Source organism: Bacillus sp. FSL K6-1012 (assembly GCF_037964915.1).
Lineage (GTDB): Bacteria > Bacillota > Bacilli > Bacillales > Bacillaceae > Bacillus > Bacillus halotolerans.
In genome coordinates, this window is record NZ_CP150175.1 from 3,072,790 (window position 1) to 3,091,503 (window position 18,714).

The following is an 18,714-nucleotide window of genomic DNA, read 5'->3' on the forward strand; positions in this document are numbered from 1 at the left end:
AACCACTCCTTTTACTGGATACACTTATCCTTATCTATAGCATAAACACTTTATGTAGAGAAATGTCATAATGTCCGAATTTATGTCGTTTATGATTTGTAAGCGTAAGTCAGTAGTCTACATTATTTTTCATTATTCATCAAATTTAAATACTTCTCATGAAATTATACACGTTTTTATAGATGATGAAAACGTATACTTGAGTTTTATAATTAAATAAACGAGAAAGCGCAAAAAAAGGCCGCATATGCGGCCTTTTGTATTGATCTCATTCCATTAGGCGTTGACTTTCACCATTGGTTTCAGTTCATTCAGCCATTTTTCGAATTCAGGGATCGCCATTTGCTGAGCAGAGTCAGAAAGTGCGACTGATGGATCAGGATGAACCTCTGCCATTACGCCGTCAGCACCGATCGCTAAAGCGGCTTTAGCTGTCGGAAGAAGGAGGTCGCGGCGGCCTGTTGAATGCGTCACATCAACAAAGACCGGCAAATGCGTTTCCTGTTTCAGAATTGGCACAGCTGAAATATCGAGCGTGTTTCTTGTTGCTGTTTCGTATGTTCTGATACCGCGCTCACAAAGGATAATTTGATCATTGCCTTGTGCCATAATGTATTCAGCTGCATTGATGAATTCCGAGATCGTTGCAGCAAGTCCGCGTTTCAGAAGCACAGGCTTTTTCACGGAACCTGCAGCTTTCAGCAATTCAAAGTTCTGCATATTACGCGCACCGATCTGAATTACATCAATGTAGTCAAGCGCTTCTTCAATATGAGCCGGAGTTACGATTTCGCTGATAACAGCCAGATCAAATTCATCCGCTACACGTTTTAAGATTTGGAGTCCTTCTACACCGAGGCCTTGGAAATCGTATGGGCTCGTACGAGGCTTAAAGGCTCCTCCGCGGAGAATTTTAATCCCTTGTTTTTTAGCAGCCGCAGCCACTTCCGCCACCTGCTCATAGCTCTCAACCGCACATGGTCCGACGATAAATCTTTGCTGGCCGTCTCCGACTTTTTCACCTTTGATATCAACGATTGTATCTTCAGGTTTTTTCTTACGGGAAACAAGCAGCGCTTTGCTGTGATCTTCCTCCTGAAGCTCTAAACCCGCTTTAAAGATTTCTTTAAAAATGTGCTGGATAGTAGAATTTTCGAATGGTCCGTCATTGTTTTCAATGATTTTATTTAACATTGTGCGTTCTCTGACAGGATCAAAGCGATTGACACCTTGCGCTTCTTTCGCTTTACCGATCTCTTTCACAACATTTCCGCGCTGGTTGATTAATTTTAAAATTTGCAAGTTTAATTCGTCTGCCTGCTGCCTTAGAAGCTCTAATTCTGTGTTGCTCATTTTTTTCATCCTTTCCCTGCACATTCATTTTTATTTTGTAGTTAACATGCATCTTACTATAAGTAAAACCAAATGGAAATACTGAAATACAAAATTTTTAAAAAAGTCTACTTTATTACCCAAACGCTTTTAAGTGATAAAGTAATGTATGATGCTATCGTACATGATGTGAAGAAAATGATCAATAGTTTTTTTCAAAAAAAAAGCGCCAGATCATATCTGGACGCTTTTTTCTAGGACAGATGCTGCTCAATCGCCGCTTCTGTAATTTGTGAATGTGAGGTATGCCACTTTACTTCACCGTTTTGGATCACGAAAACTTGAGGGCTTTCGTGCTTGACTCCGTATGTTTCTGCGATGAAATTTGACAGGGGCCGTGCCTCTTGTACTTGCAGATAGTAAGCCGGCACTTCTTCATGCTGATTTGCAAAGGCATTAAATTCTTGAAATGCGGCTTGGCTGATCGGGCATGTTAAGCTGTGCTTAAAAAACAAGAAAGTGCCTTCCTTTTCTGCAATACGCTTAAACTCTTCCTCAGATTGAATTAGCTGTTTTGCCATTAGTCAAGTCTGCTCCTTCCGGGCTCAGCGGTTGATGTGCTCGGCCTGTTTTTGTGCATCTTTCAGCTCGTCTTTTACGTCTTCTTTCGTTTGGAGGACTTGATCTTTTGCTTCGTCAGCCGCCTGCATTGCTTCATTTTTCATATCTTGCGTAGCAGATGATGACTCGGTATTTGCAGATTTTGAACGGTCTCTTAAATCTTTGACCTTGTTCATGATCTGTCCTGACTGATCGGCGACAAGCTGTGTGATGTTAGATGTTTTGTCTTTTGCAATGCTGACATATTGTGTGCCTTTTTCTTTTGCATCTGCCGTCATTTTATCTGTTTTATCCCGCAGAGCAACAGCTTGATTTCCGAGATCGTCGCGTAGTTCTTTCCCAGATTTAGGTGCTAGGAAAAGCGCAGTGGTGGCTCCGATGATTCCTCCGATTAAAGTACCGATTAAAAAATCTTTACTATTAATTCCATCTTTGCTCATCATTATTCCTCCTCAAAGTGTTTTTCTCTCTTAAAGAGCTGATTTCTTTCGCTTCCACTTCTCCCAAATTTCCATTGCTGCTTGGCTCCAGGTGACAACCTGATTGATTTTATCTTGGTTTTCTCTCACTGATGCCGATACAGACCCTGCCGCCTGCTTCATTGATGTATTGAACTGCTGCACAGAGGTTCCCACCCCTTGAACAGCATGAACGACCGTGTTCAGCTTTTCTGATTTTTCCTGAATATCTTCAGCCAAGCGGTTGGTCTTATGTAAAAGCTCGGCAGTTTCAGTGGTAATGCCTTTCATTTGTCCCTCCAGCCCTTCGAGCGTGGATGCAACATGTTTTAATGTCAGCTGCAGTGACTTTAGTGTTTTAGACAAATAGATCACTAAGACGAGAAATGCTACTGCGATTAGTGCAACGCTTAAATAAAGAATGATAATCATCTTAAACCTCCTTGCTGCAGGATATACTGCTGTTTACCCGATTTGTAAAATCATAAACATATCTGTTGGGCTGTATACATATTATTCTCCATTACATTTGAAAAATCCTTTAAGAGGATTTCTCTTCAGATAAATAAAAAGCAGTGAAATCACTGCTTTTTATTATGCCATGACGTTTTCGTAGGCTCTCATATATTTTTGGATATCTCCTGCTCCCATAAAGATGAGAACGGCTTTATCATGAGCTTTTAAAACAGATGTATCATCTTCTGCAATCAGCTTGGCATTATTAATTTTTCCCTGCAGGTCGCCGATCGTCAGCTTTCCTGCGTTTTCCCGGGCTGACCCGAAGATGTCGCATAAATACACACAGTCTGCCCCGCTCAGGCTTTCAGCAAATTCATCAAGGAATTGCTGTGTCCGCGTAAATGTATGAGGCTGGAATACCGCAACGATTTCACGATCAGGATATTTCTGTCTTGCCGCCTCAATCGTCACTTTTATTTCTGTCGGATGATGAGCGTAATCATCAATTAACACTTGGTTTCCGAGCTGTTTCTCATTGAATCTGCGTTTGACGCCGCCAAATGATTTGAGGCCATGTTTAATAACGCTGGCGTCAATTTCTTCATAATGGCACAACGCGATGACCGCCAATGAGTTCAATACATTATGATGGCCGTACGCAGGAATATAAAATGTGTCATAGAATGTATTGCGGACAAAGACATCGAAAGTTGTCCCTTCTGTGCTTTTTACGATGTTTCTCGCTTGAAAATCATTTTCTTCTCCTGTGCCGTAATAAACGACAGGCACGTTCGCATGGATTTTCGGCAGATACTCATCATCACCGCAGGCAATAATGCCTTTGTTAACTTGAAGAGCCATTTCCTGAAAAGCGTCAAACACATCGTCAATATTTGAGAAGTAATCAGGGTGATCAAAATCAATATTCGTCATAATCGCGTAGTCAGGCTGATAGCTTAAGAAATGGCGGCGGTATTCGCACGCTTCAAATACGAAGTATTCGCTGTTTTCATTTCCTTGGCCTGTTCCGTCCCCGATTAAGAAAGACGTCGGTTTTGCGTTTTGGATAACGTGAGCCAGCAGCCCCGTAGTCGACGTTTTACCGTGCGCACCAGTAACCGCGACACTGGTGAATTTTTTCATGTAGTCACCTAAAAACTTATGATAACGAATCACCGGAATTCCGTCAGACATCGCTTTTTCAATCTCAGGGTGCGTGTCTGGGAATGCGTTTCCAGCGATAACTGTCATGCCGGGTTTGATGTTATCCGCGCTAAAAGGAAGAACAGTGATGTTTCTTTTTTCAAGCGCCGTTTGTGTAAAAATGAATTTTTCGATATCCGATCCTTGGACAGTATATCCATTATCATGAAGTATTTGGGCAAGCGGACTCATACCCGTCCCTTTTATTCCAACAAAATGATAAACAGTCATAATTGTACCTCCAACAAACGTCTATCTGTTCCCCAGTATATGACGTTCATTTCAATTTGCGACCGCGGCGGCTGAAAAGCCGCCTGACGGCGTATCCTTATATTTTTTGTTATGTTCAGTATCCGGTTATTTCTTTCCGATTAAACCTGAATATCACGATTTCTATGCCCATTTGCTGTAAAGCGGCATAGCTGTTAAATGCTCTATCCATTATCATACCATGTTTGCTGTGAAAATGAACCTATATTATTCGTTTATTAAATCACTTGCAGTGATCAGCACCTCTCGAGGCTTGCTTCCTTTCGCCTCAGAGATCATACCTTCCGCTTCCATCATATCAATCAGCCTTGCAGCCCGATTATATCCGATTCTGAATCTTCTTTGCAGGCTTGACGTGCTTGCACTGTTTTGCTCAACAACAAATTCGCACGCCTCATAAAACAGCTCATCCTCTTCCTTTAAGGCAGAGCCTTGTCTGACCAATTCTTCCTGTTCGAATAAATAAGCTGGCGGCAGCTGGTTTCTGACATGGGAAACGACACGGTCAATTTCTCGGTCCGATACAAAGTTGCCTTGAAGACGGACCGGTTTTCCAGAACCGTTCTCTAAAAAGAGCATATCTCCTTTGCCGAGAAGTTTTTCCGCACCAGCCATGTCAATAATTGTTCGGGAATCAACCTGGCTGGAGACAGAAAACGCAATTCTAGTCGGGATATTCGCTTTAATCAGACCGGTAATGACATCGACTGACGGACGCTGAGTCGCGACTAGCAAATGGATTCCGCAGGCTCTTGCTTTTTGAGCAATCCGGGCAATGCTTTCTTCTACATCATTTGGAGCTACCATCATCAAGTCCGCAAGCTCGTCAATGACCACAACTAAATACGGCAATTTTTCGCCCGTTTGGTGATCAGAAGTTAATTGATTGAAACGGTCAATATCGCGAACACCGGAATGGGCAAACAGTTCATAGCGGCGCTCCATTTCCTCAACGACCCATTTTAAAGCAGCTGTAGCCGCTTTGGCGTCGGTAATGACAGGGCTGACGAGATGAGGAATTTTGTTGTAAGGCGCAAGCTCTACCATTTTCGGATCAATCAGCAGCACCTTCACTTCACTCGGATCAGCTTTATAAAGCAGACTCACTAAAATCGTATTGATGCACACGCTTTTTCCCGATCCTGTAGCTCCGGCAATAAGACCGTGCGGCATTTTCTTCAGATCAATGACAACAGGATTCCCCGAAATATCCAATCCAAGTGCTGCCGTAAGCGGTGACGTGCTCGTCCTGAAAGCAGAGCTGCGAATCATTTGGCGCAAATCAACCACCTTGCTCGTGCGGTTCGGCACTTCAATTCCGATCGTGTTTTTCCCCGGAATCGGCGCCTCTATTCGAATATCTCTGGCGGACAGGCTGAGTTTAATGTCATCAGACAGGTTGGTGATTTTATTCACCTTTACACCCGGTTCAGGGTGTACTTCAAATCTTGTGACTGACGGCCCTTGCGTTACATGAACCACATTGGCCCGAACGTTAAAGTTTTTCAAAGTTAAATCAAGCAGCTGACGCTGGTTTTCTATCCACGCAGTATCGTCCTGAACTTGTGCTGGCGGCACATCAAGCAGTGAGACATTTGGGAACACATAGCTTCCGCGGCGCTCCCCTGCTTTTTGCTGTTTATGCGTATCGCTTTTCAGCATCATAACATTAAAAGGAACAGACGGTCCCTTCTGAAGTGCTGGACTTCGTTCAGGATTGTTACTCGACTTCTCGGTTCTGTTCTGCTGTTCTGCTGGGGCCGTGCGTCTTTCACCCGCAGGACCTTCTTCCTCCCGGCTTTCATCCGCCGCAGAATAGGATGGAGAATCCTCTTCTGTGCTATGTTCGGGTTCTGGATAGTCATTTATCTGGGCCGCGGTTGCTTCAGGCTGGCTGTTTTCCTCTATCACTTGAGCTGATGCAGCTTCCGGAATGATTTCTTCGTGAGCAGCTGTATGGCTGTCTGACAGTTCCTCTGCTTCTTGCCCGGCATCTGCCACAGTCTCTTCCTCGTATCGTTCATTATGCAAGAAAGGCTTTTCATGCTCATGGAATTCCATTTCTTCTGCTGGGGCTGAGGTGTCAGCAGTTTCTGGAACAGCTTTTTCACGAACGTTTCCTTCGTTGGCTGACGGCTCTTCTGCCTCAGTTTCAGCACCTGTCACAGCCTCTTCCCCATATCGCTCATCGGGTAAGAAATGCTCTTCCTTTTCAGGCTCTTGGTTTTCCGTTTGTTCTGCTTGAGTTGAGACGGTGTCAGCAGTTTCCGGAACAGCTTCTTCGCGGGCATATCCTTCGTTACCTGACAGCTTTTCTGCTTCCATTCCGGCACCTGTCACAGTCTCTTCCCAAGATTTTTCTTCGCGCAAGAAAGATTCTTCCTGCTGCTTCATTTGTTCTGTTTCTTCTGACCGCATCTCAGCAGCTTTTGGAGCCATTTCGTCTCCAGCGTTTACTTTTTTGTCTGACAGCTCCTCTGCTGAGTGCTTTGCCATTGTTTCATTCGTACTTTTTAGGACGCCAGAAGGCTGTTCTTCGAATCGGTCATATGAAAAGAGAGGCTCCTTCTTCTGTTGCTGCGGCGGCCGGTCCGGCATTGGATAGCTGCGTTCGCGTTCGATTTCTTCTGAAAGCAGCGTTACCTTCTCTTCTACAGGTTCCGGCTTTTTTTGCACACCTTTTTTTTCCGCAGATTGTTTCGGCACGTCCTTTTTCACAGATGGTTTTTGATTAAATCCATATACAGGCGAAGGTATATTTGTCGGTTTAAAAGGTTTCTTGGCCGGCTCTGATTTTTCATATGTATGATGCTCTTTTTCATTATTTGTGCGGTCTCTGTGCTGAGCAGCGCTCGAACGAGGCTCGGCTTGCGGTTCCTCCGATGGCGGGCGGCGCCTTCTCAAATCATTTTTTTGGTATCCGTCAGGCACAACCGGAAAACGGAACTTGCCTTTAGGATATTCGTAATATATTTTAGGATCTTCCAATCGTTTTAATTGTCCTTCGGAGTGATGCGATTCTGGCTGTTTCGGAATTTGAGCAGGTTTTGTCTCCCGTTCAGCGTCCTCTTCACTCTCTCCTAAAAACAAATCAAAAAATTTATGAAGCCAACTCATAATTCATCTCTAACTCCCTTATAGTTTTCTGGGACGATTTTTAGTATACCACTGCTTGTCGGCCCAGAAAAGATTAAGCTTTCAGCAAAACAAAGCCGCTAAACAAGGGCTTAGCGGCTTTTTTTACATGATTCGATTTTTTCGGCGCGTTTATGGGAGTCTAAAACTGAAATGCGTCTCCAGCCTCATGGTCTCCTTCTAATACAAGGATTCCTTTTTCAGCCGGAGCGTCAGGCAATGCAAGCTCTTTTGCGGAGCAGATCATTCCGCTCGACGGTACGCCCCGAAGCTCAGCATCCTTAATGACGAGTCCGCTCGGCATCACAGCGCCGACTTTGGCAACGACAACTTTTTGACCTTGATCAACATTAGGCGCGCCGCAAACGATCTGAAGCGTTTCATCTCCTACGTTGACTTTACATACGCTTAATTTATCCGCATTTGGATGTTTTTCTTTTGATTCAACATATCCGACAACAAACTTTGGCGATAAATCAACGACTAATGTTTCTTCAATGCCGTTTCTGTTTAGCATTTCATTCACATCTTGAACGAATGTTTCTGAAAGGGCAACAGGGCCGTTTTCATTAATGGTTAAGTATGAAGACGCGTTAAAGATGTTAAAACCCGTCGTTTCATTTGTTTCGCCATTGAAAATTTTGACGACGTCGCCGTGTTTTTCATAGCCTACTTGCTCGCGCGTTACGTCTTTTAGAGAGATCAGAAGTGTATCTCCCACACCTTCTTTATTATAAAAAGCGTTCATAAGTAAAAAATCCTTTCTAATCCTTTTTCGGACGGCTTTTTGCCAAGATAAACACCGGCTCCAGCTTTCCTTCATTGTACAGGAAAGAAAGCGCCGTAACCGGAACGGTGCCGCCTGCAAAGAAGCTCATCGACATTTGTCCTAAAATATCATACCCTGATTCATTCCGAATGTCAGCAAGTATCAGAACGTCCTGATGCGGAACAGAGATCGCGAGCTCACCTTTAGCATTTTGTTTATACTCATTTAAAATCGCTTCGTTCAGAATCCGGCTGGCGTCGTAACCGTCGTTTGCTCTGAAGAAGTAAAAGAGATTACCGGCAACTGTATCCTCTTTGACAACCGTCGGCAGAGAGCGGAGGTTAAACGCAGCCGTTTCTCTGATCCGCTCCCTTGTCCAGTTTTCTTTCTCCAGCATGCGCTGATCAATTAAACGATAGGTTTTGCCCAGATCAAGCGCGTAGTAAATTCTTGTTTCTGCGGTATGATCGTCATAAATAAGCGGAATCTCTTCGCTGGACTTGTCCGGAAAAGAGGTTGAGCGGATGACCGGATAAATGCGGCTTTCCTTCCCGGTTATTTCCTGCGACTTCCCTTCCATAGCTGTCATGGCTTCTGATACATAGTAAACGATCTCGTCAATGGCTTCGTCTTTTTTCAGTTCCCATTTTGCAATAATCGGCGGCAGGTCGAGCGTAATTCCTTTTTTAGTTGTTTCATCCTCAACACGGAGGGTGTCTTTTTCTCTGTCAAATAAAAAGGAGCGATTCTCGTGCTGAAGGCGCTGTTTCAATATGTCTGACAGCTTCCTTGAGGTCAATTTCAAACCGGATATCCTCCTTTACGCTTTTGCGAGAGAGTCAGTTAAAAACTGTTCAATTTCTTCTTTTGTTTTGCGGTCTTTGCTCACAAAACGATTCACTTCTTTTCCTTCATTAAACACAACAAAGCTTGGAATGCCGTAAATCTCCCACTCCGCGCATGTATCAATAAATTTGTCGCGGTCTACATAGTAGTAAGTGAATTCAGGAAAGTCTGCTTCCAATTCCGGAAGAAAAGGCTCTACAAAACGGCAGTCCGGGCACCAGTCAGCAGAAAACATAAATACTGCCCAATCATCCTTTACCGCTTTTTCCAGCTCTTGCGTTGTTTCGATTTTTTTCATCAAATATCCCTCCAGTTGTTTATGTTCTTACATGTTAGTTTATCGATACTCGTCCATTTGGATCATACCAAACTGCTTGCGGCAAAACCACTTATATGCAACGAATGAATATGTAAGATAAGCTTTCCCATTATCATTATCATATTTTATTTGCATTATCAAGCACGTTTCGTTTAACATCTTTTACATGAGGGTAAAATTGACAAATGGTCATACATAAGGAGGGATCCAGTTTGGAGTTTATCGTCTATTTAGCCGGAGAAATCCACAGCAATTGGCGGGAGGAAATAAAGGAGAAAACGAAGTCACTGAAGCTGCCGATTACGTTTGTCGGCCCGATGGAGCATCACGACCGTTCAGACAATATCGGAGAAGAAATCATGGGCGCTCAGCCAAACGCAGTCTATAAGGACGACAAGGCTTCTGATATCAATAACTTCAGAACTGCCGTCTTGATGAATAAAGCCGACTTTGTAATCGCCTTGTTTGGCGAAAAGTATAAACAATGGAACACAGCAATGGATGCTTCCTATGCCATCGCAAAAGGCAAACCCCTGATCATCATTCGTCCTGAATCGCTCCACCACCCATTAAAAGAGCTTTCAAACAAAGCGAATATGACTGTTGAAACGGTGAACCAAGCCATTAAAGCACTTTCCTATGTATTTGAAACAAAATAAGAAAAAAGCTTGTCGACATGGCTTACAGCCTTGCTCAACAAGCTTTTTCTCCAGGTTTTACATATTTTCTTTAATTGCTTCAACTGTCTGCTTGTCACAGGCAGTTACGAGCTTTATCAGCATTTCTTTAGCCGCAGCGTAATCATCAATATGGATAATAGATGCATTTGTATGAATGTAGCGGGAGCAGATCCCGATAACTGCTGACGGAACGCCGCTGTTTGAAATATGCACTCTGCCTGCATCTGTTCCGCCGCCCGAAACAAAGTATTGATATGGAATCTGATGCGTTTCAGCCATATCCAGAACAAATTCTCTCATTCCGCGGTGCATGACTGTTGTTCTGTCAAGAATGCGGAGCAAAAAGCCCTTTCCAAGCTGCCCAAACTGCTGTTTATCGCCGCTCATGTCGTTTGCCGGACTGGCGTCAAGCGCGAAGAACAAATCCGGTTTGATCATATGAGACGCTGTCTGTGCGCCTCTTAAGCCGACTTCTTCCTGAACGGTTGCGCCAGCGTAAAGCGTATTCGGCAGTTCTTTACCTTGCAATTCCTTCAGCAATTCAATGCTCAATCCGCAGCCGTACCGGTTATCCCACGCTTTTGATAATATTTTCTTTTCATTCGCCATAATGGTAAACGGGCATACAGGGACAATTTGCTGGCCCGGTTTAATGCCGATTTTGATAGCGTCTTCCTTATCATCCGCTCCGATATCAATCATCATGTTTTTGATATCCATCGGACGGTTTCGCTGAGCATCTGTTAACAGATGCGGCGGTATGCTTGAAATAACTCCCGGAACCGGGCCGTTATCTGTTTGAATTTCCACTCTTTGTGCCAGCAGCACCTGACTCCACCAGCCGCCGAGCGTTTGGAACCTCAGTAATCCGTTATCTGTAATGGATGTCACCATAAATCCGACTTCATCCATATGTCCAGCCACCATGATTTTCGGCGCGTCCTCTCCGCCTTTTCTGACTCCGAAAACACTTCCCAGTCTGTCCTGAACGATATCATCGGCATATTTGGCAAGCTCCTGCTTCATAAACGCACGGACCTGATGCTCATTGCCCGGCGCTCCGGGAAGCTGCGTCAGTGTTTGGAAAAGCGCTTTCGTTTCTTGATTCATGTTTTCCCCTCATTTCTATGTAGTTCTTTTATTTTATTAGAAAAAATTCTGTTTTCCAAGCACTCTGATTGAATCTGCTCAATGAGCCGCGTATCGCTTAACAAGATTTGGCGGTTTCTGTATAATGGAAGTATGATCAATCAGGAGGTGCTTTATTTTGAAATTGCGTCATCTTCTTTTAGGAGCAGGACTTGGAATTTGTACGGCTGTTGTTGTGAAGCAATATGTGATGAAGCCTTATATTTCTTCAGAAAGAGCGCTTCGTATCGTAAAATCCGCTTTTAAACAGCGGGGGCCGATTGATGGATCATGGATCTACACCCAGCCGGAGCCCTACAATGTGAATGGAGAAACCGTGCAGGTGTACAAGACCGGTGTTACACGGTCAGGTTTCGGAGAACTAGAGCAATATGAAGTGATGGTGGATGCGAAAACGGGGAGAATTGTAGATGTCATCGATACAATCGCGTCTTAACACCGGACAAGCGTAAAATAGGAGCCGCTGCCCATGCAGCGGCTCTTTTTATATTATATCGCGCGAATTGGTTTGTATACCGGATACCACATCGCGTCCTGCACAGCCTGAATGATATCCTCAGGCTCTTCAGTGGCCACGCCTTCCTTAATGGCGGTTTTAGCGACTTCAACTGCAACCGTTGCCGATACAGTCCGTAAATCCTCCACCTTCGGAAGCATCGGCGCGCCAGGCACTCCGACATTGACCATACTTGCGATCGCGCGGGCACATGCTTCAAACATGCCATCGGTTATTAATTTTGATTTGGTGACAATCGTTCCAAGCCCGAGACCAGGGAAAACAAGCGCGTTGTTTGCTTGGCCAATATGGTACGTTACACCGTTATATTCCACTGGCGGGAACGGGCTTCCTGTCGTAATCAGCGCACGGCCTTCCGTCCATTCAATTAAATCTTGCGGTTTTGCTTCGGAAAGAGTCGTCGGATTCGACATCGGCAAAATCGCCGGACGTTTTACGTGTGACGCCATTTCTTTTACAATTTCTTCAGTAAAGGCACCGGAAACCGTAGATGTTCCGATCAGGATCGTCGGTTGCGCCTGCCGGACCACTTCAAGGAGATCAATGCCCCCTCCTTCTCCGTTACGCTGATAATCCTTCACTTCATCAGCCGAACGGGCATAAGGCTTTTGGAAATCGAGAAGCTGATCCATATCATCTGTTAACAGCCCGTTTCGGTCTATGCACCAGAATCGCTGGTATGATTCTTCCTCACTCAGCCCCTCGCGCACTAATGCTTCCCGCAGCTGTTCAGCAATTCCGATTCCTGCCGTCCCCGCTCCGAATATCACGACTCTGTGATCCTTCAGCGGGACTTTTGATGCTTTTGCACAGGATAAAACTGCCGCCAGTGAAACAGCGCCTGTGCCTTGTATATCATCATTAAACGTACATATTTTATCTTTATAGCGTTTCAAGATGCTGCGTGCATTTTTCGCTCCGAAATCCTCCCAGTGGAGCAATGCATTCGGGAATGTCTCTCTTGCAAGTGAGACATATTCATCAATAAATTGGTCATAGCGTTCACCGCGCACTCTGGAATGCTGATTGCCGACATAAAGCGGATCGTTCAAGAGGCTCTCTTGATTTGTGCCCGCATCCAAAACGACAGCCAGCACTCTGCTCGGATCAATTCCGGCAGCGGCCGTGTATACCGCAAGCTTGCCAATTGATATCGCGATACCGCCGACTCCCCAGTCTCCGATTCCTAAAATCCCTTCAGCATCGGTTGCGACAATTAAATCGATGGCATCACTTTTGTCTTTAAACTGTTTAAAGGCCTCTCTCATGCCTTCCGGGTCATCGATGGACAGATAGAGCCCTCTCGGCTTCCTGTATTCATGGCTGTATCTCTGAATGGCCGTACCTACTGTCGGCGTGTATACAATCGGGAGCATTTCCCCTAAGTGGTCATTTAACAAACGGTAAAACAGCGTTTCATTTCGATCGTGCAGCGCTGTCAAATAAACGTTTTTACTTAAATCGTCAGGCTGTGAGGAAAACTGTTCGTACGCTCTTTTTGCCTGTTCATCAATGGTCAATACCTTCGGCGGCAAAAAGCCATTCAATCCGAGCGCTTTTCTTTCCTCTGTTGTAAAAGCTACTCCTTTGTTCAAAAAAGGAACAGAGAGTACTTCAAGGCCTCTTAATGTTGTCTGAATTTCTCCTTCGTTCGTTACTTCAAATTGTTTCACCCTGCCTCTTCCTTTCTGAGCATAATTAGTACTAGGTTTGCTTTATTAGCCGGAAATCATGCAGGGTAAACATGAAAATATGCTATTGTTTCTTTCGTTTGAGTGATTCTGTCATTCTTTCGTCCCCGTCCCATTTTAGTGCGCGATATACGGCATCATGATAAAAAATAAACCATGCGTCTTTTTCCGCTGCATACGCCTGCCACTTTTGCTTTTGCGGTATAGAGGTCATCGGATAATCATCATAAGCCAGCACCCATAATGGATTGCGGTGGGCGTGTGTCGGCATCAAATCCGCCATATGTACCGCGGTTTCACCCGCATCCTCACATACAAGAACACAGTGGCCGGCACTGTGGCCCCCGGTATGATGCAGTGTAACCCCCCCTGTTATCGTGCAAGTGTCTTCAAAGGTCTTCACTTGGCCGGCAACCGCCTCCCAGTTTTCTTTCCAGTAGGTATTTTTCGATCTGATATTCGGATGGCGCATTTCATTCCATTCAACAGATGAAGTATAAATAACGGCATTTGGAAAAACTGGCACCAGTTTATCTCCTTCGTATTCCGTCAATCCGCACGCATGGTCAAAATGAAGGTGTGTCATGGCGATCACGTGGATATCTTCAACCGTTAACCCGAGCGCTGCTAATGATGTTTTCACATTGGATTCTTGGGTCACACCGTAGTTTCTTTTTTGTTTCTCAGTCAGCTTTCCGGACCCGATACCGGCATCGACGATCACGTTCAGCCCGTCTTTTTGAATAAGAATTGGATCTGTCCTTAGTTCAATCTGGTTTTTTTCATTGACTGGGTATTTTTTTGACCATAACGGCTTTGGAACAACACCGAACATGGCTCCTCCGTCCATGTGAGTCACCCCTCCGTCAAGCCAAGTTAACGTCGTGTTTCCAATTTTCATCGTTTCCATTTTCATCCCCCCTGTCATCATCGTAGCAAACAGCGCATAAAAAAAACAGACTCCTGTGTCAGAGTCTGTTTTACGCTCTCCATTCAACTTCAGCCCGATAGATCGGCTGGCCGAGTGCTGAGAATTTTTCTTCATATTCTGTCATGATGTTATCTTCCATATCGCTGTTATGCAGATCAAGACTGACATATGTCAGCAGCAGACCGTATTCCGAGAAGCTTTTCAGCGAGTACTCAAACAGGCCGCGGTTGTCTGTTTTAAAATGAATTGCTCCGCCTTTCCCCATCACTTCTTCATATTTCTTGAGAAAATGGGAATACGTCAGACGGCGTTTTTCGTGGCGGTTTTTCGGCCAAGGATCAGAAAAGTTCAAGTACACCCGTTTGACTTCACCCGGCTCAAACACGTCTGTCAGCGTGTCCGCGTCTATATTCAAAAGCTTTACATTCGGCACTTCGCTATCCTTTACTTTCTGGACAGCTGTCACAATTACGCTTTTAAATAACTCAATACCAATATAATTAATGTCAGGATTTTGTTTGGCCATCCCGGAAATAAATTGCCCTTTTCCTGTACCGACCTCGATATGGATCGGATTGCTGTTGCCAAACACTGTATTCCATTTTCCTTTATAATCAGCAGGATTGCTGATGGCAATATCTGCGTTTTCAGCCAAAAAGTCATCAGCCCAAGGCTTGTGGCGCATTCTCATATGATTGACACCTCTATCTATTATTTCGACTAACAACATACCATGAATTAAAAAGACCCGCAAGCTTGTTTTTGAAGGTGTGCCTTTTTAGAGCAGATCACATAAAAAAAGAGGTTCCCATCTGTCGGAACACTCGTGTCTCATGCATAAAACCATACTGTTTTGAACAATTTAACCCGTAAGATACTGAAGGGATGTGTACCGTTTTATGGGTTTAAATTACGAGAATCAAGTTGATCTATTGAAGGACATTTTGACTGACCATCAATTAGACTGCTGCGGAACCGTCGCAGAGTACGAACAGCTTGAACGTGTGATTAAATCGCTGATGGCAAACACCGAGCTCGATTCACACTTAAAAAACGTGCTGGAAGATGTGTACCGATACAGCCAATCAGGAATATCATCCAAATCTATCGACTCACACATACAAGAGCATCAGAGCAGCTTGTCTCAATGGGTAGAGGAAATGGATTCGTATTCCTGATTATTAAACAATTCGCTTCATCAGCATATGCAGTTCTTCCATTGCATCATGGAATTCTTTATCGTTTCCTTTGGATTTATGCCAGGCAATGAAAGTGATTGTTTCAGATAGCACATACCATGCCATTCTTAACCGAAGGCCGTCCGTTAACTCAATACCGTACATGCCCAGCCAGCTCTCCCAAGCTGGCTTTTCGACGTAGTGGTACAGCAATGGCCCCAGATCCATCGCCGGATCAGCGATCATGGCGCCGTCCCAGTCAATTAAATACAGCTGGTTGTCTTCAGACAATAACCAGTTATTATGATTGACATCACAATGGCAAACGACTTTCTCACCGAAATGCACTTCATGCAGATGATCTTCTAAATACTTAATCCCTTCTTGAATCAGCGGCGAAGATTGCTGCACAGCAAATACAGCCTGTTTAAGCTGAGACAGCAGAGTCCCTGGATTCAGCGGTTCCTTTCCAAGTCTCTTCAGCATGTCCAGCAAGGCTTTTGATGTGTGTATTTTACGAAGCAATTCAGCAACGGACCGTCCGCTCATGTCTTTCGGCTTCAGCTCTCTGCCGGTCATCCAGTGCTGGGCCGTTATGACGTCCCCATTCTCCATCCGTTTTGTCCAAACCAGCTTAGGAACAATGCCTTCGGCGGATAAAACAGCTAAAAAAGGTGAGCTATTACGTTTTAAAAAAAGCTGCTGCCCGTTATGTTTCGCATAATATGCATCTCCTGTAGCTCCTCCGGCGGGGAAGATCTCCCAATCGCTACCTAGTAATTGTCCCAACCAGTTCATATCAATGTTCAACCCATCATTTCTTAAAATATTTTAGAATAAAGGCCAATTCGTCTTCAGTCTATCCAGCGAATGCCTTTTTCGTACGAATCGTATGAAAAATAAAAAAGACAGCTATTGAGAGTCTCATATGCTAATCAATAGCCGTCTTTTAAATTTTAGCGCTATAGCACAAACTTCGTCAAGCAAAACTCGTAAGATCTCGTGCTAAATATAAGATAACCGTTCCGATGCCGTTTACAGCAACCGCTTTCTTGATTTCTCCATGATCAGCACGAAACCCGTCAGTATCACATAGAAGGCGGTAAGCCTTATCTTTCGGCAGCTGCCATGTAACAGAATCGGGGCTGGCATGATGGATGACAATGATTTCTTCCCATTCGTCGATTGCGCCGAGGTTAAACAGCCGGTATACAATAAGGTGCTCTTTGAGAGCCAGACATTCAAGGCAGCGCTGAATATCGGCTGATGACGTAAGCCGGAATGCCGGATGCGCTTTTCTGAGCGAAATCAGCCTGCGGACATAGTCAACATCCTGCTTGAATGTTTCACGCCGCGACCAGTCCAGCTGGTTGATGCTGTCACTGGATTGATAGCTGTTTTCCACCCCCTGCTTCGTCCGGAAAAATTCCTGTCCGCTGTGAATAAACGGCACTCCCTGGGCCAGCAGAATGATTGCAGACGCCAGCTTTTGCCTGCTTCTTTTTCGGCTCTCACTTTCTTGAGGAAGCGCGAGGCTCATTTTATCCCAAAATGTGTGGTTGTCATGCGACTCGACATAATTGATGGACTGGCTCGGCGCAGACACAAGCGGGGCTGTCTCTTTCCATCCGGAAGATCCGGCAATCCCGTGCATGACTGTTTCCGTTTTTTCGCCGTTCCCAAGGGCAAAACCCGCCGCCGCGATATGAAAGGTATTCCCTTTAACAGCGTCACGAAACGAATCATTAAAAAAACCGACGCCCGGCATTTTCGATGCATTCGCCAATGTCGCTTTCTGTTCAGGCGGCAGCGGTGTTGCCAAATCCCAGCCTTCCCCAAAGAGAAGGATTCCGGACTTTACCTCAGATGCTTTTTCTTTCATATGAAGAACCGTTTCAATATCTAAAATGCCGAGCAGATCAAAGCGGAAGCCGTCGACATCGTATTCCTTCAGCCAATACATGACGCAATCCGTAATGAATTTCCTTGCCATCCGCCTTTCTGAGGCGATGTCATTCCCTACGCCGGTGCCATTCGAAGGCATTCCGAATTGATCATGCCGGAAGAAATAACCGGGCACCGTTTTTTCAAAGGGCGAGTGCTCTCTTTGGTATACATGGTTATAAACAACATCCAGAATGACACGCAGGCCATGCTGATGCAGGGTGTGAATCATTTGTTTTACTTCTGTGTTTCTTGTCTGAGGGTCGTGAGGATTGGAGGAATAGCTTCCCTCCGGGGCGAAAAAATGAAGCGGATTATAGCCCCAATTGTAGGCGGCAAGCGGGTTTTCTTCATCAACTCCGGCATAATCGTTTAGCGGCAAAAGCTCTATATGCGTAACGCCAAGCTCTTTTAAATAAGAAAGTCCTGTAGAACTGCCATTTTTCGTTTTGGTGTCCGTTTCAGCAAGCGCCGCATATTTCCCCTTGTTCTTCATACCGCTGTTTTCATAAATGGAGAAGTCTCGGATGTGCATCTCATAAATAATGGCTTCAACGGGGTCTGAAAATGGTGTAAGCGAAGGAGCCGAATTTGCTTGATCAGGGCGCAGCACGACACCCTTCTCTCCGTTGACCGTCACAGCTTTTGCATACGGATCAACCGTTTCTGTCCATTCTAAATTGTTGCAAATCCGGTACACATACTCATAACCGTGCAGATCTCCAGCCGCTGTAACGGCGTATACTCCATTTTCCATTCTTGTCATTTGAAGCGTGTGCCCGCTTTTTTCGGGATGTGACAGCTTGACGGCAGCTGACGTCGCAGCAGGCGCCCATACCTTAAATTCAGTATAATCCGAAGCGTAAACAGCTCCGAGCTCTCCGTCATAATAAAATGCAGCATCAAACGCATCCGTCCTGACAACCGCCCCGATTTGGAGATCCGTTTTTCCGCCGCCAGATGCTTTGACATGATGCGTTTTTCCGAAAGCCACCGGCTGTTCAGCTACACATACATACTTGTATTTCCCTTCTATTTGCCATTCCTGACTGACTGTCAGAGGAATTTCCGCTGTATCTGTCTCAAGCTGAAAAGGCGGCGTAAAGGTATCTTTTTGATCAGCAGGAATCAGAACCGTAATGATATTCATTTCATCGGCATACGCTTCAAAGCTGCGTTGGATACAGACCATCAGAATCTCTCTCCTCCAAA

The 18,714-nt window shown here is 44.9% G+C and carries 19 protein-coding genes; 3 read left to right on the forward strand and 16 right to left on the reverse strand.

Going from position 1 to position 18,714, the window contains the following annotated elements; genetic code table 11:
- Positions 1 to 276: 276 nt before the first annotated feature.
- The 10 genes from NSS75_RS16000 to NSS75_RS16045 all read right to left on the reverse strand — a co-directional run bounded on the left by NSS75_RS16000 (position 277) and on the right by NSS75_RS16045 (position 9,547).
- A complete protein-coding gene (locus tag NSS75_RS16000; RefSeq protein WP_024122514.1) occupies positions 277 to 1,353 on the reverse strand; it encodes a bifunctional 3-deoxy-7-phosphoheptulonate synthase/chorismate mutase in 1,077 nt (358 codons plus the stop codon).
- Between the two features lie 233 nt (positions 1,354 to 1,586).
- Positions 1,587 to 1,913, reverse strand: a complete 327-nt coding sequence (gene ytxJ, locus NSS75_RS16005; RefSeq protein ID WP_024122516.1) for a bacillithiol system redox-active protein YtxJ — start codon at positions 1,911 to 1,913, stop codon at positions 1,587 to 1,589.
- A gap of 24 nt (positions 1,914 to 1,937) precedes the next feature.
- A complete protein-coding gene (locus tag NSS75_RS16010) occupies positions 1,938 to 2,393 on the reverse strand; it encodes a YtxH domain-containing protein (protein WP_024122517.1) in 456 nt (151 codons plus the stop codon).
- A gap of 30 nt (positions 2,394 to 2,423) precedes the next feature.
- On the reverse strand, positions 2,424 to 2,843 hold the full coding sequence (locus NSS75_RS16015; RefSeq protein WP_024122518.1) for a DUF948 domain-containing protein: 420 nt from the start codon (positions 2,841 to 2,843) through the stop codon (positions 2,424 to 2,426).
- Between the two features lie 162 nt (positions 2,844 to 3,005).
- Positions 3,006 to 4,304 (reverse strand): UDP-N-acetylmuramate--L-alanine ligase, encoded by a 1,299-nt coding sequence (murC, locus tag NSS75_RS16020; protein WP_024122519.1) that lies wholly within the window; start codon positions 4,302 to 4,304, stop codon positions 3,006 to 3,008.
- Positions 4,305 to 4,550: 246 nt separating this feature from the next.
- Positions 4,551 to 7,460 (reverse strand): DNA translocase FtsK, encoded by a 2,910-nt coding sequence (locus NSS75_RS16025; RefSeq protein WP_339233852.1) that lies wholly within the window; start codon positions 7,458 to 7,460, stop codon positions 4,551 to 4,553.
- A 160-nt stretch (positions 7,461 to 7,620) separates the two neighbouring features.
- Positions 7,621 to 8,226 carry a YtpR family tRNA-binding protein gene (gene ytpR, locus NSS75_RS16030; protein WP_339233855.1) on the reverse strand — a complete coding sequence of 202 codons (606 nt, stop codon included), beginning with the start codon at positions 8,224 to 8,226 and terminating at the stop codon, positions 7,621 to 7,623.
- Positions 8,227 to 8,242: 16 nt separating this feature from the next.
- Complete coding sequence (locus NSS75_RS16035; protein ID WP_339233858.1) at positions 8,243 to 9,052, reverse strand: DUF1444 domain-containing protein; 810 nt, start codon at positions 9,050 to 9,052, stop codon at positions 8,243 to 8,245.
- Between the two features lie 15 nt (positions 9,053 to 9,067).
- Positions 9,068 to 9,391 (reverse strand): thioredoxin family protein, encoded by a 324-nt coding sequence (locus NSS75_RS16040; protein WP_010331513.1) that lies wholly within the window; start codon positions 9,389 to 9,391, stop codon positions 9,068 to 9,070.
- Between the two features lie 39 nt (positions 9,392 to 9,430).
- Positions 9,431 to 9,547, reverse strand: coding sequence for a hypothetical protein (locus NSS75_RS16045; protein WP_125825412.1), 117 nt, complete (start codon positions 9,545 to 9,547; stop codon positions 9,431 to 9,433).
- 77 nt (positions 9,548 to 9,624) lie between these two features.
- Between NSS75_RS16045 and NSS75_RS16050 the strand changes: the two genes are divergently transcribed.
- Positions 9,625 to 10,071 (forward strand): YtoQ family protein, encoded by a 447-nt coding sequence (locus NSS75_RS16050; RefSeq protein WP_024122523.1) that lies wholly within the window; start codon positions 9,625 to 9,627, stop codon positions 10,069 to 10,071.
- 57 nt (positions 10,072 to 10,128) lie between these two features.
- Here the strand turns inward: NSS75_RS16050 and NSS75_RS16055 are convergent, their stop codons facing one another.
- Positions 10,129 to 11,202 carry a M42 family metallopeptidase gene (locus tag NSS75_RS16055; protein ID WP_024122524.1) on the reverse strand — a complete coding sequence of 358 codons (1,074 nt, stop codon included), beginning with the start codon at positions 11,200 to 11,202 and terminating at the stop codon, positions 10,129 to 10,131.
- A gap of 157 nt (positions 11,203 to 11,359) precedes the next feature.
- On the opposite strand from NSS75_RS16055, the gene NSS75_RS16060 reads away from it, so the two are divergent.
- Positions 11,360 to 11,677: a PepSY domain-containing protein gene (locus NSS75_RS16060; protein ID WP_024122525.1), complete on the forward strand. Its 318-nt coding sequence runs from the start codon at positions 11,360 to 11,362 to the stop codon at positions 11,675 to 11,677.
- A gap of 53 nt (positions 11,678 to 11,730) precedes the next feature.
- Here the strand turns inward: NSS75_RS16060 and NSS75_RS16065 are convergent, their stop codons facing one another.
- From NSS75_RS16065 to trmB, 3 genes are all read right to left on the reverse strand, one after another.
- On the reverse strand, positions 11,731 to 13,431 hold the full coding sequence (locus NSS75_RS16065; protein WP_024122526.1) for an NAD-dependent malic enzyme: 1,701 nt from the start codon (positions 13,429 to 13,431) through the stop codon (positions 11,731 to 11,733).
- A gap of 82 nt (positions 13,432 to 13,513) precedes the next feature.
- Positions 13,514 to 14,359: an MBL fold metallo-hydrolase gene (locus NSS75_RS16070; RefSeq protein WP_263463117.1), complete on the reverse strand. Its 846-nt coding sequence runs from the start codon at positions 14,357 to 14,359 to the stop codon at positions 13,514 to 13,516.
- Between the two features lie 70 nt (positions 14,360 to 14,429).
- Positions 14,430 to 15,071 carry a tRNA (guanosine(46)-N7)-methyltransferase TrmB gene (gene trmB / locus NSS75_RS16075; RefSeq protein ID WP_038954257.1) on the reverse strand — a complete coding sequence of 214 codons (642 nt, stop codon included), beginning with the start codon at positions 15,069 to 15,071 and terminating at the stop codon, positions 14,430 to 14,432.
- Between the two features lie 208 nt (positions 15,072 to 15,279).
- On the opposite strand from trmB, the gene NSS75_RS16080 reads away from it, so the two are divergent.
- The gene (locus NSS75_RS16080) at positions 15,280 to 15,558 is read left to right on the forward strand and encodes a YtzH-like family protein (RefSeq protein ID WP_024122528.1); all 279 of its coding nucleotides are present in this window, start codon (positions 15,280 to 15,282) and stop codon (positions 15,556 to 15,558) included.
- A 3-nt stretch (positions 15,559 to 15,561) separates the two neighbouring features.
- On the opposite strand, the gene NSS75_RS16085 is transcribed toward NSS75_RS16080, so the two are convergent.
- Entirely contained in the window at positions 15,562 to 16,356 is a 795-nt protein-coding gene (locus tag NSS75_RS16085) for a phosphotransferase family protein (protein ID WP_038954258.1), read from the reverse strand.
- A 181-nt stretch (positions 16,357 to 16,537) separates the two neighbouring features.
- The gene (pulA, locus tag NSS75_RS16090) at positions 16,538 to 18,694 is read right to left on the reverse strand and encodes a type I pullulanase (RefSeq protein WP_339233867.1); all 2,157 of its coding nucleotides are present in this window, start codon (positions 18,692 to 18,694) and stop codon (positions 16,538 to 16,540) included.
- Positions 18,695 to 18,714: the final 20 nt, after the last annotated feature.